Below are 13,597 nucleotides of genomic sequence, written 5' to 3' on the forward strand. Positions count from 1 at the left end.
TTCCTGTCAGGCGGGGTTGAGCTGGGGGCGGCCCGGCTCGATGACGAAGGAGCCGGAGGTGTAGGCCGGGGCGTAGGGCTCGGTGACGCGGGACAGGGAGCGGAAGTCGACCTTCATCTCCTGCTGGGTGAGCCGGGCGCGGACGTAGCCGCGGCGGCCGTTGAAGAACTTGACGTGCGGGTTCTCGCCGAGCAGGCGCTGCGTGTCGGGGTACTCGTCCATGCCGTTGCCGGCGCTGGTGACCGAGGTGGTGACCAGCTCGACGGCGACGGACTTCGACTCGGGGTCGGCGTAGTCGCGCTTGACCTCGCCCGCCCAGTGAGAGTGCACGTCGCCGGTGAGGACGACGGCGTTGCGCCGGTAGGCGTCGATGGCGGCGGTCAGCCGGTTGCGGGAGGCGACGTAGCCGTCCCAGCCCTCGTTGGAGTAACCCTTGGCCTCGCCGCCGGTCCAGTCCATCTCCATGAGGAAGACCTGCTGGCCGAGCAGGTCCCAGGTGGCGCGGGAGTCCTTGAGCCGGGCGTCGAGCCACGCCTCCTGCTCCTGGCCGAGGATGGTCCGGTTCGGGGCCAGCCGGTCGAGGCAGTCGGGGCCGACGGTGCCGCTCCTGCCGGTGCAGGCGTACAGGTCGCGGTACTGGCGGGTGTCGAGCAGGTGCAGGTTGGCCACCGCGCCCCAGCGGATGCTGCGGTAGAGCCGCAGCGCGGCGCCGTCCGGCTTCTGGGCGCGGCGCAGCGGCATGTTCTCGTAGTACGCCTGGAAGGCGGCGGCCCGGCGCTGGAGGAACGGCGGGTCCGGCTGCTCGGGCACGTCGCCGGCCCAGGCGTTCTCGATGTCGTGGTCGTCCCACACCACGACCCAGGGCGCGACGGCGTGGGCGAGCTGCGCCTCCGGGTCGGCCTTGTGCTGGGCGTGGCGCAGCCGGTAGCCGGCCAGGTCCAGGCACTCGCCGCCGGCCTGGTCGCGGACGGGGTACTTGTAGTCGCCGTACTCGTAGATGTAGTCGCCGAGGAAGGCGACGAGGTCGGGCTGGTCCTCGGCCATCCGCCGGTACGGGGTGAACCAGCCGGCCTGGTAGTCGGCGCACGAGGTGAACGACAGGTTCAGCGCGCGGGAGCGGGTGCCCGGGGCGGGAGCGGTCAGGGTACGGCCGGCCGGGCTGATCTCGCCGCCGGCGCGGAAGCGGTAGAAGTACTCCGCGCCGGGGTCGAGGCCGTCGAGCTCGACGTGCACGCTGTGGGCGGCCTCGGGGCGGGCCACCTCGGTGCCGCGGCGCACGACGCGGCGGAAGCCGTCGTCCTTGGCCAGCTCCCACTGGACGGGCACGGCCCGCTCCGGCATGCCGCCGAGCCCGTCGAGCGCGACCGGGTCCGTGGCCAGGCGCGTCCACAGGACCACGCCGTCGGAGGTGGGCTCGCCGGAGGCGACGCCGAGCTGGAAGGGGTCGGACAGGGGGGCGCGGCGGGCCGCCGCGCGCACCGGGGTGGCACCCAGTGCGGCGGACAGGCCCAGGCTCGCGCCCCCGGCGAACAGGGAACGCCGGGTGATCATGGGGGGTCCTTACTCGACGGTGGCGTTGCCCTCGGCGACCGCCTGGTCGGCGGCCTGCTGCGGCGTGAGCTTGCCGAGGTACATCTCGTTGAAGAGCTGGTTGAGCTTGGTCTCGAAGCCGGTGAAACCGGTCGTGATCGGCAGCGGGAACGTGGTGCCCTCGGACTCCTCGACGAACGGCGAGACGTCCACCTTCTTGGCCTTCCAGTAGTCCACGTAGCCCTGGGACAGGCCGTCGAGCGCGGGGAAGACGTAGCCGCCGTCGGCCATGATCTTCTGCGCCTCGGCCGTGCCCAGGTACTCGGCCAGCTTCATGGCCTCCTGCGGGTGGTCGCTCTTGGCGTAGACGGTCTCGGCCAGACCGTTGAGGTTGACGGCGCGGCCGGCCGGGCCCTCCGGCATGGGGGCGACGCCCACCTCGAAAGTGGCCTCGGGCGCCACGAACGGCAACAGCGCGTTGTTGGCGGGGAACATCGCGATCTCGCCCGCCTTGAACATGTCGGTGACCTTGCCGGTCGGCGGGTTGGTCCGGGTGGCGGGCGGGGAGACGTGGTGCTTGTTGACCAGGTCCACGCCGAACTGCAGGGCCTGCACCGACGCCGGGTCGTTGAAGGTGTACGTGCCGAAGGGCTTGTCGACGAGCTTGCCGCCGTTGGAGACGACCCAGTTCATCCACTGGGTCTGGTAGTGGTTCCAGGAGGCGAAACCGTACGTCCTGACCTTGGCCGGGTCGAAGCCGGGCTCGCCGGGATGCTTGCCCGCCTCGTCCACGGTGAGCTTGCGGGCCGTGTCGAGCAGGGTGCCGCCGCCGTCGGGGGTCCAGGTGAGCTTGTCCGGCATCTCCACGCCGGCCTTGGCGAACAGGTCCTTGTTGTAGAGCAGGCCGACGACGCCCCAGTCCTTGGGGACGCCGTACAGCTTGCCCTCGTAGGTGAACGAGCCGACGACGGTCTTGTGGTACTTGGCGGTGTCCACCTTGACCGGGGTGAGCACGCCCTTGGTGACGAACTCGGGGAACTGGGTCGGCGTCATCCAGAAGACGTCGGGCGCGCTGCCGGCGACCACGTCGGCGGTGAGCTTCGTCCAGTACTGGTCGTAGGGCAGCAGCTCGATGGTGACGTCGATGCCGGGGTTGGCCTTCTCGAAGGCGGCCATGACCTTCTCGTAGCCGGCCTTCTGCTGGTCGTCCCAGAGCCGGTAGGTCAGGGTGACCTTGCCGGGCTCCGCCGAGGACGAGCAGCCGGGGACGAGGAGCATGGCGGCGCCGAGCAGCGCCCCGGCCCAGCGAATCCGGGGGGTGTGTGTCATTCGCTGACCTCTTCTTATTTGAGGCCGGTGAGGACCACCGACCTGACGATGTGCTTCTGGAAGAAGATGAAGACGGCCACCATCGGCACCAGCGCGATCAGGCTGCCGGCCATCATGAGGTGGTAGTCGACGCCGATCCCGTCCTTGAGGGTGGCGATGGCGACGGTGATGACGCGGGTGTCGTCGCCGCTGGTGATGATCAGCGGCCACAGGAAGCTGTTCCAGGACGAGATGATCGTGATGATGGCGAGGGTGCCGAGCGCGGGCCGGCACAGCGGCAGCAGCACGCGCAGCAGGATCGTCATCGTCCCGGCGCCGTCGATGCGGGCGGCCTCCTCCAGCCCGCCGGGCAGGCTCTTGAAGAACTGCCGCATGAGGAAGATCCCGTACGGGGTGCCGAGGATGTAGGGGGCGAGCAGGCCGTACCAAGTGTTGACCAGGTCCAGCTCCCGCATGATGAGGAACAGCGGGATCATGGTGACGGCGCTCGGCACCATCATCGTGGCCACGTACAGCCAGAACAGCACGTCCCTGCCGCGGAAGCGCAGCCGGGCGAAGGCGTAGGCGGCGAACGTGGTGAACACCAGCTGCCCGGCGGTGAGCAGCGCCGTCATCACGGCCGTGTTGAGCAGGTAGCGGGGGAAGTCGCCGGCGAGCATCGTGGCCAGGTTGCCCGCGGTGGGCGGCAGCCCGGGCAGCCACGGCGCGGTCGAGCTGAGCTGCGCCTGCGTCTTGAACGCGGTGAGCACCACCAGCAGGTACGGGAACACCGACACGAACGCGCCGATCGTGAGCGTGGCGTACAGCAGGATGCGCTTGGCCATGAGTCCGTCCCTCAGCTCAGGTCGTAGGTGGTGCGCTTGCCGAAGAAGCGGACCTGCGCCAGCGTCACCGCGAAGATGACGGCGAACAGCAGCGTCGACAGCGTGGCCGCGTAGCCGAAGTCGAACTCCTTGAACGCGGTCTGGAAGATGCGGAAATTCAGCACCTCGGTGCTGTGGCTGGGCCCGCCGCCGGTCATCGCGTACACCGTGTCGAACACCTGGAAGGCGCCGATGAGGTTGGTCACCGTGACGAAGAACATCGTGGGGTTGAGCAGCGGCAGCGTCACCCGCCAGAAGCGCTGGGCGGGGGTGGCGCCGTCCACGGCGGCGGCGTCGTGCAGCTCGCGCGGCACGCCCTGCAGCCCGGCCAGGAAGAACAGCATGTTGTAGCCGGTGTGCTGCCAGACGCTGACCAGCGCGACGGCCGGCAGCGCCCACGCCGGGTCCGACAGCCAGTCGGGGCCGTCCACCCCGACCAGGGCGAGGGCGCTGTTGAGCGCGCCGTCGCGCGGGTCGAAGATCCAGTCCCAGACCAGGCCGAGGACGATCGGCGTGGCCATCCACGGCACCACGAACAGCGCCCGGTAGGTGCGCAGGCCCGCCACCCGCCGGTCGAGCAGCACCGCCAGGGCCAGGGCGAGGGCGGTCTGCAGCGGGATGCAGAGCAGGACGTAGCCGGCGGTGACGGCGAGCGAGTGCCAGGTCTCGCCGTCGCCCGCCAGGCGGCGGTAGTTGTCCAGGCCGGCGAACTCGGGGGCGGACAGCAGCTCCCAGTTGAACAGGCTCAGCACCAGGACGATGACCATGGGCAGCAGCAGGAACGCCACGACCCCGAAGAGGCTGGGAGCGATGAACAGGTAGGCGTGCCGGTTGCGGGCCGTGCGGCCGGTCACGACGGGTCCGTCGTGGTGGGCACCAGCAGCCGCCGGGTGGTCTCCAGGCCCCAGTCGTCCAGGGCCGCGATGGGATCGCTCGCGCCGCGCAGGCCGCCGCTCGCGGCGATGTGGGCCGCCCACTCCTCCCTGGCCTCCACCTCGGGGCGCACGATGAGGCAGTCGGGGTCGTTGACCCACCAGCGGGCGTGCAGGAACTCCCGCGCCGCGCCCGTGAGGCGGGCCCCGAGCTGCGAGGGCTGGCTGATGTCGCCGGACCGGGGGTGCAGGGTGGGCGCGATGTCGGGGCTGACCCGCATGATGTCCACCAGCCCGATGCTGGGCACCATCGGGGCGCCGCAGCCGTGCAGGGTGGCCGACTCCCCCGCGCCCCGGCGGATCACCTCCAGGCCCCGGCGGTAGGCGGCGATCGGGTCGAGGTCGTCGTGGCGGCGGCCGGGCAGGGCGCCCGCGTACAGGTAGTCGAGCTTGAAGTGGGTGATGCCCAGGGCGGCGAAGGCGCGGAAGACCCCCGCCAGGTGCTCGGCCGCGCCGGGGTGGGTGACGTCGAGGACGGCCAGGTCCTGGTCCCACATGCGTCCGGCGTACGCGCCGCCGACCAGCCACTCGGGGTGCTCCCGGTACAGACGGCTGCCGGAGCCGACCAGGAAGGGCGCGGTCCAGATCCCGGCGCGGCGGCCGGTGCCGAGGATCGCGTCCACGGCCGCGGGCAGGGAGCCGAAGCCGGGGCGCGGCTCCAGCCAGTCGCCGATGCCGGCCTCGTAGCCGTCGTCGATGAGGAACATGTCGGCGGGCAGGCCGTGGCGGGTGGCCAGCTCCAGGTTCTCCAGGACGTCGGCGTCGGTGACCTTGTCCCAGTAGCCGTACCAGGTGCACCACATGGGCGGCACGGCGGGGAACTCGCGGGGCGCGCCGGCCAGGTCGTCGGCCCAGGCGCGCAGGGCCGCGTCGAGGCCGCCCTCGGCGCGGTGGTGGCGGACCGGGCCGTCGGCCGAGATCACCAGCCGCCCGCCCGCCGCCCGCGCCCGGATGGACGGCACGGCGTGCGGGCCGGGCGCGGACCACACCTCGACCGAGCCGTCACCGGTCTCGACCGCCAGCAGCCCCTCGCCCTGGAACGTTCCCGCCGGGACGGGGGTCTCCGGGCGGTAGCAGAGGATCTGGATCGTCCCGTCGGCGGGCCGGGGCGGGGTCTCGTCCAGCCGGTACGCGCCCGTGGGGCTCCACGACTGCCAGCCGTGCTCGAACACCCGCGCCCGGCCGGGCACGTACGCGGTCTCGCCGATGTCAGCGAACGACATCAGTCCTCATTCCTCTCGACTTACGAAGGAGCGCTTCATTAGTAGCACGAAGGATTCCGCCTCCGTAACCCCTTGCCTTCCTGGCATACTCTGAGTTCCATAGGAGACCTACCTAAGGACGGCGATGGCGGACCTACGCGGCGGCGACCTGTCACGGCTGCGCCAGCTCAACTCGCTGACCGCCATCCGCGCGTTGCGCCGGGCGGGCCCGCTCACCCTGTCGGCGCTGGCCGAGCGGGCGGGGCTGTCCCGGCCGTCGATGAAGGAGGTCACCGACGAGCTGATGGGGCTGGGCTGGGTCGAGGAGGTCCCGCCGAGCCCCGGCACGATGGGCCGGCCCGCCCGCCGCTACCGCTTCCGCGCCGACAGCGGCTACCTGGTGGGCGTCGACATAGGGGGTCACAACATCCGCGCCGCCCTGTCCGACCTGGACGGGGAGATCCTGGCCGAGACCCGGCAGCCGGTGCTGCCCGACGCCCCGCTGGAGGAGCGCCTGGCCGCGATCGAGCGGGCCGTCTCCGGCTGCCTGGCGCTGAGCCGCACCACCGTGTCCGACCTGTGGACCGTCGCCGTCGGCACCATCGGCGTCATCGACGTCGAGGGCCGGGTCATCTACTCCGCCGCGGTCCCCGCCTGGCGCGACCTCGACCTCGCCGGGCGGCTGCGCGAGATGTTCCCCTGCCAGGTGCTCATCGAGAACGACAGCCGGCTCGCCGCCATGGCCGAGACCCGGCGCGGCGTCGCCCAGGGGGTCAGGGACGTGGTGTTCCTGCACGTCGGGCGGCGCATGGGCGCCGGGCTGGTGATCGACGGGAAGGTCCACCGGGGGTTCGGGGCGGCGTCCGGCGAGATCTCGATGTTGCCGGAGGCCCGCTGGTTCGACGCGCCCGAGCACCTCAACACCTGCGCCTGCGTGCCCGAGGGCGTCCCGCCGGAGGACGCGGCCGGGCACACCCTCGCCGCCGCCCGCAACGGCGACCCCCTCGCCGTCGAGGCCGTCGAGCGGTACGTGGACGACCTCGCCGTGGGCACCGCCGCCATGGTGCTCGTCCTGGACCCGCAGATGGTGGTGCTGGGGGGCGGGTTCTCGCGCTCGGCCGACGTGCTGCTGGACCGGCTGCGGGAGCGGCTGGAGGCGCGGTGCATGCGGATGCCGGAGGTGCGGGCCTCGACACTGGGCGACGAGTGCGTGGTGGTGGGAGCCATCGAGTACGCCGTCGAGCACCTCGACGACCAGCTCTTCCGCCCCGACCGCGGCCCCCTCCCCGTCACCCGCTGACCCGCCGCCCACCGACCCGCTACCCGCCGGCCCGTCACCCGCCGACCCACTACCCGCCGGCCCGCTACCCGCTGGCCCGCCGCCCCCTGAGCGTGGTCCTCATTCCGGAGGGCGGCGCAGGCGGGCGCGGTAGTCGCGCGGCGGGAGGCCGTACGCGCGGCGGAAGGCCCGGCTGAAGTGGAACGGGCTGGCGAAGCCCGAGGCCGCCGCCACCTGGCCGACGTCCAGGTCCGTCACCTCGAGCAGCCCGGCCGCGTGCCGCAGGCGGGCCCGGCGCACCGCCCGCATCGGGGTGTCCCCGGTGCGGGCCGCGAACAGGTGCGCCAGGCGGGAGGGCGACAGCGCCACCGCGCGGGCCAGCGAGGCGACGGAGTGCGGCGCGGCGGGCCGGGCCGCGATGATCGCCAGCACCCGCCGCACCCGCTCGTCCTCCTCCGGCCCCACCCCCTCCGGTCCGGCCCCGTGGGACCGCGCGGACGCGGCCGCCACCACCAGCGCCTCCTCCACGGCCCCCAGCACCAACTCCCGCGCCGCCCCCACCATCACCACCGCCACCCCCACCGGCCCTCCCGCCGACGCCCCCACGGCCGCTCCCGCCGGGGCGCTCGCCCGGGTCGTGCCGTTCGCCGGGGTGTGGGGGGTCCGGGGGTGGGGTGGGAGCGGGGGGACCCAGTGGGCGTCGCGGAGGGCGCGGGCGAAGGCGGCGTCGATGCGGGCGTGCAGCTCCCCCGGCACCCCGCCCACCGCGTACAGCCCGTCCCCCCGCCCGTACGGCCCCAGCCACGCCGCCCAGGCCGCCCGCGGCTGGAAGTGCACCCACCAGAACCGCCACCGACCCGCCCCCGGCGCCACCCGGTAGTGCTGCGCGACCCCCGGCCCCAGCACCACCAGGTCCCCCGCCCCGGCGACGACCGCGGCCCCGCCCTGCTCCACCAGCCCGGCCCCGGCCTGCGTCCACATGAGCAGCCAGCTCGGCGACCCGTCGCGGCGCCGCGTGGCATATCCGGGAGCCTTGTCGTAGTGCCCCACGATCATCAGCTCGGCGGCGAGGTCGGGATCGGCAGCAGGAAAGGACAAGTCCACAGCATTCACCGGCATACCGTTCCCCGATCCCGCTCCTTAGCGTGGAGGCATGAGGCTGAACGACTTCCACGACCGAGGCTACGTCCTGGTGCCCGCTCTCCTCGCCCCGGAGGAGGTGGCCGGGCTGCGTGACGCCTTCATGGCCATCCACGCCGCGGGCCCGGTCCCCGGCCACTTCACGCCCGTCCCGCAGGAGCCCGGCCGCCCGTACGACGTCCTGCGCGACTACCCGCGCATCATGCACCCCCACCAGATCAGCGACCTCGCCCTGCGCTACCTCCTGGACGCGCGGATCGCCGCGATCCTGCGCGAGCTGCTGGGCGAGGAGCCGATAGCAGCCCAGAGCATGTTCTACTTCAAGCCGCCGGGCGCCCGCGGCCAGGCCCTGCACCAGGACAACTTCTACCTCCAGGTGGAGCCGGGCACGTGCGTGGCCGCCTGGGTGGCGCTCGACCGCGTGGACCGCGCGAACGGCGGCCTGGAGGTGGTGCCCGGCACGCACCGCATGGACCTGTTCTGCCCGGAGGACGCCGATCCGGAGGTGTCCTTCACCCGTGAGTACGTCCCGCCGCCGCCCGGCCTGGAGAAGGTCCCGGTGGACATGGAGCCGGGGGACGTGTTGTTCTTCAACGGCAGCCTGGTCCACGGCTCGCAGCCCAACAGCACGGCCGACCGTTTCCGCCGCAGCTTCATCTGCCACTACGTCGGCCGCTCGGCCGAGCGGATCGCGGAGTTCTACCCGACGCTGACGATGACGGGCGAGCCGGTGCGGCTGCTCCCGGCCACGGGCGGCGGCCCCTGCGGCACCGAGATCACCGGCCCGCACTGACCCCGGACCGGGCCGGATCGGGCCGGATCGAGCCGGGCCGGGCCGGTCTCAGCCGCCCGACACCTCGGACTCGGCCGCCTCCGGCACCGCGCAGTCCCACGGATCGTCCAGCCAGCCGTCCGGGAGCAGGACCTTGGTCCGCTCGCCCGACTTGCCGCGCGGGGTGTCGGTGTTGGGCGGCCACGGCTGGTCGTGCTCCAGCTCGGCCAGGCCGGCCCGCAGCCCGTCGAGCGAGTCGGCCGTGGCCAGCTCGCGCCGCAGCTCCGCGCCGACGGCGAAGCCCTTGAGGTACCAGCCGACGTGCTTGCGGAAGTCGGCCACCGCGTACCGCTCGACGTCGAAGCAGCGGGCCAGCCCCTCGGCGTGCCGCATCATCACCGCGGCCACCTCGCCCAGCGTGGGGCGGGCCCGCTCGGGGCTGCCGTTGAAGGCGTTCTCCAGGTCCTTGAACAACCACGGCCGTCCCAGGCAGCCGCGCCCGACCACCACCCCGTCGCAGCCGGTCTCGGCGACCATGCGCAGGGCGTCGTCGGCGCACCAGATGTCGCCGTTGCCGAGCACGGGGATCTCCGGCACGGCCTCCTTCAGCCGGGCGATGGCCGCCCAGTCGGCGACCCCGCCGTAGTGCTGGCGGGCGGTGCGGGCGTGCAGCGCGATCGCGGCGACGCCCTCCTCGGCAGCGATGCGGCCCGCGTCCAGGTAGGTCAGGTGGTCGTCGTCGATGCCCTTGCGCATCTTCATCGTCACGGGCAGCGCGCCGGCGTTCGCGACCGCGGCCCTGAGGATGCGGCGCAGCAGGTTGCGCTTGTACGGCAGCGCCGAGCCGCCTCCGCGCCTGGTGACCTTGGGCACCGGGCAGCCGAAGTTGAGGTCGATGTGGTCGGCCAGGTCCTCCTCGGCGATCATCCGGGCCGCCCGGCCCACGACGTCGGGGTCCACCCCGTAGAGCTGGATGCTCCTGGGCCGCTCGGTGTCGTCGAACCTGATCATCCGCATGGTCTTGGGGTTGCGCTCCACCAGCGCGCGCGTCGTGATCATCTCGCACACGAACAGCCCGGCGCCCTGCTCCCTGCACAACACGCGGAACGGCGCGTTCGTGATGCCCGCCATCGGCGCCAGCACCACCGGCGGCCACACCCCAAGAGCCCCAATCTTCACCCGCCCAGTTGTAGCGCAGGTCAGGCTGTGACCGGTATTCGCGGATAGTCTGTGATCGGCATCTTCAGCGAGGGGGGCGGATGCTTCTTCGTGTGCGCGTGACACTGCCCGACCGGCCGGGCTCCCTGGGAGAGGTCACCCGGGTCCTGGGGGCGGCGGGGGCCGACATCACCCAGGTGATCGTGCTCGATCGGGGCGCGGGCGCCGCCCTCGACGACATCACGGTCTTCTGCCCGGAGGCCACGTCCCGGCAGAACCTCGTGAAGAGCCTGGAGAGCGTGGCGGGCGTCGCGGTCGAGGGCGTCTGGCCGACCAGGGAGGCGCCGGGCACCTACCCGGAGCTGGAGGTCCTCAAGTACATCACCACGGCCGGCGACCGCGCGCTGGCCACGCTGGTCGACTCGCTGCCGGTGCTGTTCAGCGCCGACTGGGCGGCCACGACCGCCGGCGGCCGGGTGGTCTACGCGAGCTGGCGGGCCCCGCAGGAGGTCGAGCTGCCGGAGGAGCCGCCGTCCCGCCCGGCCGCCCTGACGCTCGACGGGGGGCCGCACCTCATTCACGCCCCGCTGCCGCCGCTGGCGCTGGCGCTCGTCCTGGCCCGCTCGGAGGGCCCGGCCTTCCACCGCATCGAGGTCCACCGCCTCACCAGGATCCTGGAGATCTTCCTCAGCCTGCCGGCCACCGAGCACAGCGTGGCCCGCCAGCTCCGCAGGTAAGCATCCACTCCGGAAACCCGCTAGAATCGTCCAAGCAGCAACGCGGAAGTGGCTCAGTGGTAGAGCATCACCTTGCCAAGGTGAGGGTCGCGGGTTCGAATCCCGTCTTCCGCTCTGAGTCCCGGCTCCACACGGACGATTAGCTCAGCGGGAGAGCGCTTCCCTGACACGGAAGAGGTCACTGGTTCAATCCCAGTATCGTCCACCATCTCGCAGCCCCAGCTCACGGCTCACGCCGGGAGTCTGGGGCTCCTTGTTGTTTGCGGTTGTTTGTCGTACATATCAGTACAGGTGCTGACTTCATGCTGACCTTCCACAGTCGCTGAACCCCCAGGTCAGATCGTTGTACCGGCATGTTGACTCTGCCCATCCCTCGCGTGACTCTTGGAGGGCTCACGGCGTGGACCAGGAGGGCGGAATCTCGTGCAGTCCTACGGTGGTGGGGACGATCTCTCCGTTAGCTTCTACTGCAAAGATCCCGACTCCAATCAGGACAACGAATGCGAGACGTTCTACCGGACGGACCGGGACTCGTGGGTTGTCCAAGTCAAGAAGCGCGGGCCTCAAGTAGGGGCACAGCTCGTCGGGCTCGGGGAAGATGAGACGTTCGGGGAGCTCTCCGAGCGCACCATGGACGCATTCGTCCGGAAGTACGTGAGGGAGCACTATGGAGTTGATCTCCCCCAAGGAACGGGCTGATCTGGTCAACAGCATCAGCCGGGAAGCACTCCACGTCGAGATGCGGGACAACTACGGCATCGACGCCGAGCTGTTCGCCAACTGGCAGGCAGGTGACCGGGAGGAGGTCCCCCGCGTCCTCAAGCCGTGGTGCGACCGGGTCAGGGCCGGGGTTGCCGAAGGCAAGACGTACCGTCGTTTGTGCGTGGTGTCAGAACCGCTCTCGGCCTACCAACGCTGGTGCTTCCAGGCGACAAACGGCCTCAAGGTCGAAGCCGGGGAAGACCTGCGCTGGGTGCCGCGACGGCTGACCTCGACGTTGAGCCTGCCGGGGAACGACTTCTGGATGCTCGACGGCGAGACGGTCGTGTTCAACGTCTTCGACGGAACGGACAAACGCGCCGAGATCCAGCTCTACCGAGACCCTGCCGTCGTCAAGCAGTGCGCTGACGCATTCTCGGCGCTGTGGGAGCTGGCCGTCCCGCATCGCGACTACCGGCCCGCCTGACAGCGTTCCGCCCTTGTCCGAACAAGACCAGGTCCAGGCCGCCCGTAAGGCGTTCGGGCAGAGGCTGCGCGGCCTGCGCCTGGACGCCCATCTCAACGGCCGTCAGCTCTCGGCTCGATCCGGGATGCGCGACTCCAAGATTTCCCGGATCGAACTGGGGCGGCAGAATCCCACCGAGGACGACATACGGGCCTGGTGCCGCGCGTGCGACGCCGAGGACCAAGTTCCTGAGCTGATCGCTGCCCACCGACAGATAGATGAGATGTGGGAGGAGCACCGGCAAGCGATGCGTGCCGGGCTCAAGCAGCAGAGCGACCGGATCAAGCCGCTCTACGAACAGTCCAAGCTGATACGCGCCTACGAGCCGCAGACCGTTCCCGGCTTCCTCCAAAGGCCGGGGTACACGCGGGCCGTCATCGAAGGCGTGGCCCGATTCCACGGGCTGACCGACGACATAGACCGGGCCGTCGAGGGGCGACTGAACCGCTTGCGCGTCCTTGAGTCCGGCACGTGCATGTTCTCATTGGTCATCGAGGCCGGGGCGCTCTACGCCCAGCGCGGCAGCGTCGCGGTGATGCTGGATCAGCTCGACTACGTCGAACGCGCGGCCAGCTTCGCGAACGTGGCGCTGGGCATCATCCCTCTCGGCCGGCTCCGCACCATCTGGCCGGGGGAAGGGTTCTACGTGTATGACGAGTCGCTGGTTCGCAGCGAGCACTGGATCGGGGGCTATCGCACCAAGCGTCCCAGTGAGATAGAGACCTACCTGCGGATCTTCACGTTGTTGCAGTCCCAGGCCGTTTACGGCGAGGCCGCACGAGCGGAGATAGACGCGGCGCGGAGCTTGCTGCAATCTCGGGAAATCTCCTAGTACCTGATCCGACCAGGCTTCTACGGTCATTGCCATGACCGCCGCTCACATCACCGAGATGGACGAAGACCTTGGACAGCCCGTCCCCGAGGCTCTGACGGGAGTTCGGGGCGATGCCCTGGCGCGAATCTCCCAGCACCTGGGCGAAGATGTCTCCGGGGAGCTGATCGAACGGCCGACCATCAAGCGCCAAGCCAAGCCTGCCCAGACGCCTCGAAACGGCAGCAGCAGATCGTCTTCCCACGAATGCCTGTCCCGATCGGAGATCAATCGGGAAGACCATGTCAGCCAAACACTGATTGCTGGCGTCCATGGGCAGCCCCGCTTCGCGCCCACCTCGACTGGGGCGTTACTCCTCCGGTCTTCCCCGTTCGCCAGAAGGCCCGCGCTCATCCCATCCGTGGCCTTTCCGGAGACGGCGCACACGAACAGCCTCGGTCAAGATGTCCTGCCGGTTCTCCCTTGGCCAGGGTGTAGACCTCCCGGCACCTTCCCGCCCGGGAGGAGGAGGGCAGACAGATGGATCTGTACGCGAAGGATCTCGGAGTCCTGGAGTTCCGCCGCCTGTGCGGCGGCAACCAGCAGGAGGAGGAGATGG

13 protein-coding genes and 2 tRNA genes are annotated in these 13,597 nt (G+C 70.9%); 8 read left to right on the forward strand and 7 right to left on the reverse strand.

Annotated elements, in window-relative coordinates; all coding sequences use genetic code 11:
* Positions 1-6: 6 nt before the first annotated feature.
* The 5 genes from AB0H75_RS46925 to AB0H75_RS46945 are packed head-to-tail and all read right to left on the reverse strand — an operon-like array spanning position 7 to position 5,877.
* Positions 7-1,551, reverse strand: coding sequence for an alkaline phosphatase (locus AB0H75_RS46925; RefSeq protein ID WP_367807947.1), 1,545 nt, complete (start codon positions 1,549-1,551; stop codon positions 7-9).
* A 9-nt stretch (positions 1,552-1,560) separates the two neighbouring features.
* A complete protein-coding gene (locus AB0H75_RS46930; RefSeq protein WP_367807949.1) occupies positions 1,561-2,859 on the reverse strand; it encodes a sugar ABC transporter substrate-binding protein in 1,299 nt (432 codons plus the stop codon).
* A 14-nt stretch (positions 2,860-2,873) separates the two neighbouring features.
* A complete protein-coding gene (locus AB0H75_RS46935; RefSeq protein ID WP_367807951.1) occupies positions 2,874-3,683 on the reverse strand; it encodes a carbohydrate ABC transporter permease in 810 nt (269 codons plus the stop codon).
* A gap of 11 nt (positions 3,684-3,694) precedes the next feature.
* Positions 3,695-4,576 carry a carbohydrate ABC transporter permease gene (locus AB0H75_RS46940; protein ID WP_367807953.1) on the reverse strand — a complete coding sequence of 294 codons (882 nt, stop codon included), beginning with the start codon at positions 4,574-4,576 and terminating at the stop codon, positions 3,695-3,697.
* The gene (locus AB0H75_RS46945) at positions 4,573-5,877 is read right to left on the reverse strand and encodes a glycoside hydrolase family 36 protein (RefSeq protein WP_367807955.1); all 1,305 of its coding nucleotides are present in this window, start codon (positions 5,875-5,877) and stop codon (positions 4,573-4,575) included. The genes AB0H75_RS46940 and AB0H75_RS46945 overlap by 4 nt, the downstream gene beginning before the upstream one ends.
* 124 nt (positions 5,878-6,001) lie before the next feature.
* On the opposite strand from AB0H75_RS46945, the gene AB0H75_RS46950 reads away from it, so the two are divergent.
* A complete protein-coding gene (locus AB0H75_RS46950) occupies positions 6,002-7,156 on the forward strand; it encodes an ROK family protein (protein ID WP_367807957.1) in 1,155 nt (384 codons plus the stop codon).
* A 99-nt stretch (positions 7,157-7,255) separates the two neighbouring features.
* Here the strand turns inward: AB0H75_RS46950 and AB0H75_RS46955 are convergent, their stop codons facing one another.
* Positions 7,256-8,233, reverse strand: coding sequence for a helix-turn-helix transcriptional regulator (locus AB0H75_RS46955; protein ID WP_367807959.1), 978 nt, complete (start codon positions 8,231-8,233; stop codon positions 7,256-7,258).
* 55 nt (positions 8,234-8,288) lie between these two features.
* On the opposite strand from AB0H75_RS46955, the gene AB0H75_RS46960 reads away from it, so the two are divergent.
* Positions 8,289-9,068 carry a phytanoyl-CoA dioxygenase family protein gene (locus AB0H75_RS46960; protein ID WP_367807961.1) on the forward strand — a complete coding sequence of 260 codons (780 nt, stop codon included), beginning with the start codon at positions 8,289-8,291 and terminating at the stop codon, positions 9,066-9,068.
* Between the two features lie 48 nt (positions 9,069-9,116).
* Here the strand turns inward: AB0H75_RS46960 and dusB are convergent, their stop codons facing one another.
* Entirely contained in the window at positions 9,117-10,226 is a 1,110-nt protein-coding gene (dusB, locus tag AB0H75_RS46965) for a tRNA dihydrouridine synthase DusB (RefSeq protein WP_367807963.1), read from the reverse strand.
* Between the two features lie 92 nt (positions 10,227-10,318).
* Here dusB and AB0H75_RS46970 point away from each other — a divergent pair, with 92 nt between their 5' ends.
* From AB0H75_RS46970 to AB0H75_RS46995, 6 genes are all read left to right on the forward strand, one after another.
* Entirely contained in the window at positions 10,319-10,942 is a 624-nt protein-coding gene (locus AB0H75_RS46970) for an ACT domain-containing protein (protein ID WP_367807965.1), read from the forward strand.
* A 42-nt stretch (positions 10,943-10,984) separates the two neighbouring features.
* Positions 10,985-11,056, forward strand: a tRNA-Gly gene (locus AB0H75_RS46975).
* 19 nt (positions 11,057-11,075) lie between these two features.
* Positions 11,076-11,150: transfer RNA gene (locus AB0H75_RS46980), tRNA-Val, on the forward strand.
* A 215-nt stretch (positions 11,151-11,365) separates the two neighbouring features.
* Positions 11,366-11,641 carry a hypothetical protein gene (locus tag AB0H75_RS46985; RefSeq protein WP_367807967.1) on the forward strand — a complete coding sequence of 92 codons (276 nt, stop codon included), beginning with the start codon at positions 11,366-11,368 and terminating at the stop codon, positions 11,639-11,641.
* Positions 11,610-12,128 carry a DUF6879 family protein gene (locus tag AB0H75_RS46990; RefSeq protein WP_367807969.1) on the forward strand — a complete coding sequence of 173 codons (519 nt, stop codon included), beginning with the start codon at positions 11,610-11,612 and terminating at the stop codon, positions 12,126-12,128. Before AB0H75_RS46985 ends, AB0H75_RS46990 begins: the two co-directional genes overlap by 32 nt.
* A gap of 13 nt (positions 12,129-12,141) precedes the next feature.
* Positions 12,142-12,999, forward strand: coding sequence for a helix-turn-helix domain-containing protein (locus AB0H75_RS46995; protein ID WP_367807971.1), 858 nt, complete (start codon positions 12,142-12,144; stop codon positions 12,997-12,999).
* Positions 13,000-13,597 lie beyond the last annotated feature (598 nt).

The organism is Nonomuraea sp. NPDC050783 (assembly GCF_040802095.1).
Classification (GTDB): Bacteria; Actinomycetota; Actinomycetes; order Streptosporangiales; family Streptosporangiaceae; genus Nonomuraea.

Coding starts and splice junctions, on each gene's coding strand:
- AB0H75_RS46925 (WP_367807947.1), bottom strand. CDS start 1,551: ATGATCACCCGGCGTTCCCTGTTCGCCGGGGGCGCGAGCCTGGGCCTG.
- AB0H75_RS46930 (WP_367807949.1), bottom strand. CDS start 2,859: ATGACACACACCCCCCGGATTCGCTGGGCCGGGGCGCTGCTCGGCGCC.
- AB0H75_RS46935 (WP_367807951.1), bottom strand. CDS start 3,683: ATGGCCAAGCGCATCCTGCTGTACGCCACGCTCACGATCGGCGCGTTC.
- AB0H75_RS46945 (WP_367807955.1), bottom strand. CDS start 5,877: ATGTCGTTCGCTGACATCGGCGAGACCGCGTACGTGCCCGGCCGGGCG.
- AB0H75_RS46950 (WP_367807957.1), top strand. CDS start 6,002: ATGGCGGACCTACGCGGCGGCGACCTGTCACGGCTGCGCCAGCTCAAC.
- AB0H75_RS46960 (WP_367807961.1), top strand. CDS start 8,289: ATGAGGCTGAACGACTTCCACGACCGAGGCTACGTCCTGGTGCCCGCT.
- AB0H75_RS46990 (WP_367807969.1), top strand. CDS start 11,610: ATGGAGTTGATCTCCCCCAAGGAACGGGCTGATCTGGTCAACAGCATC.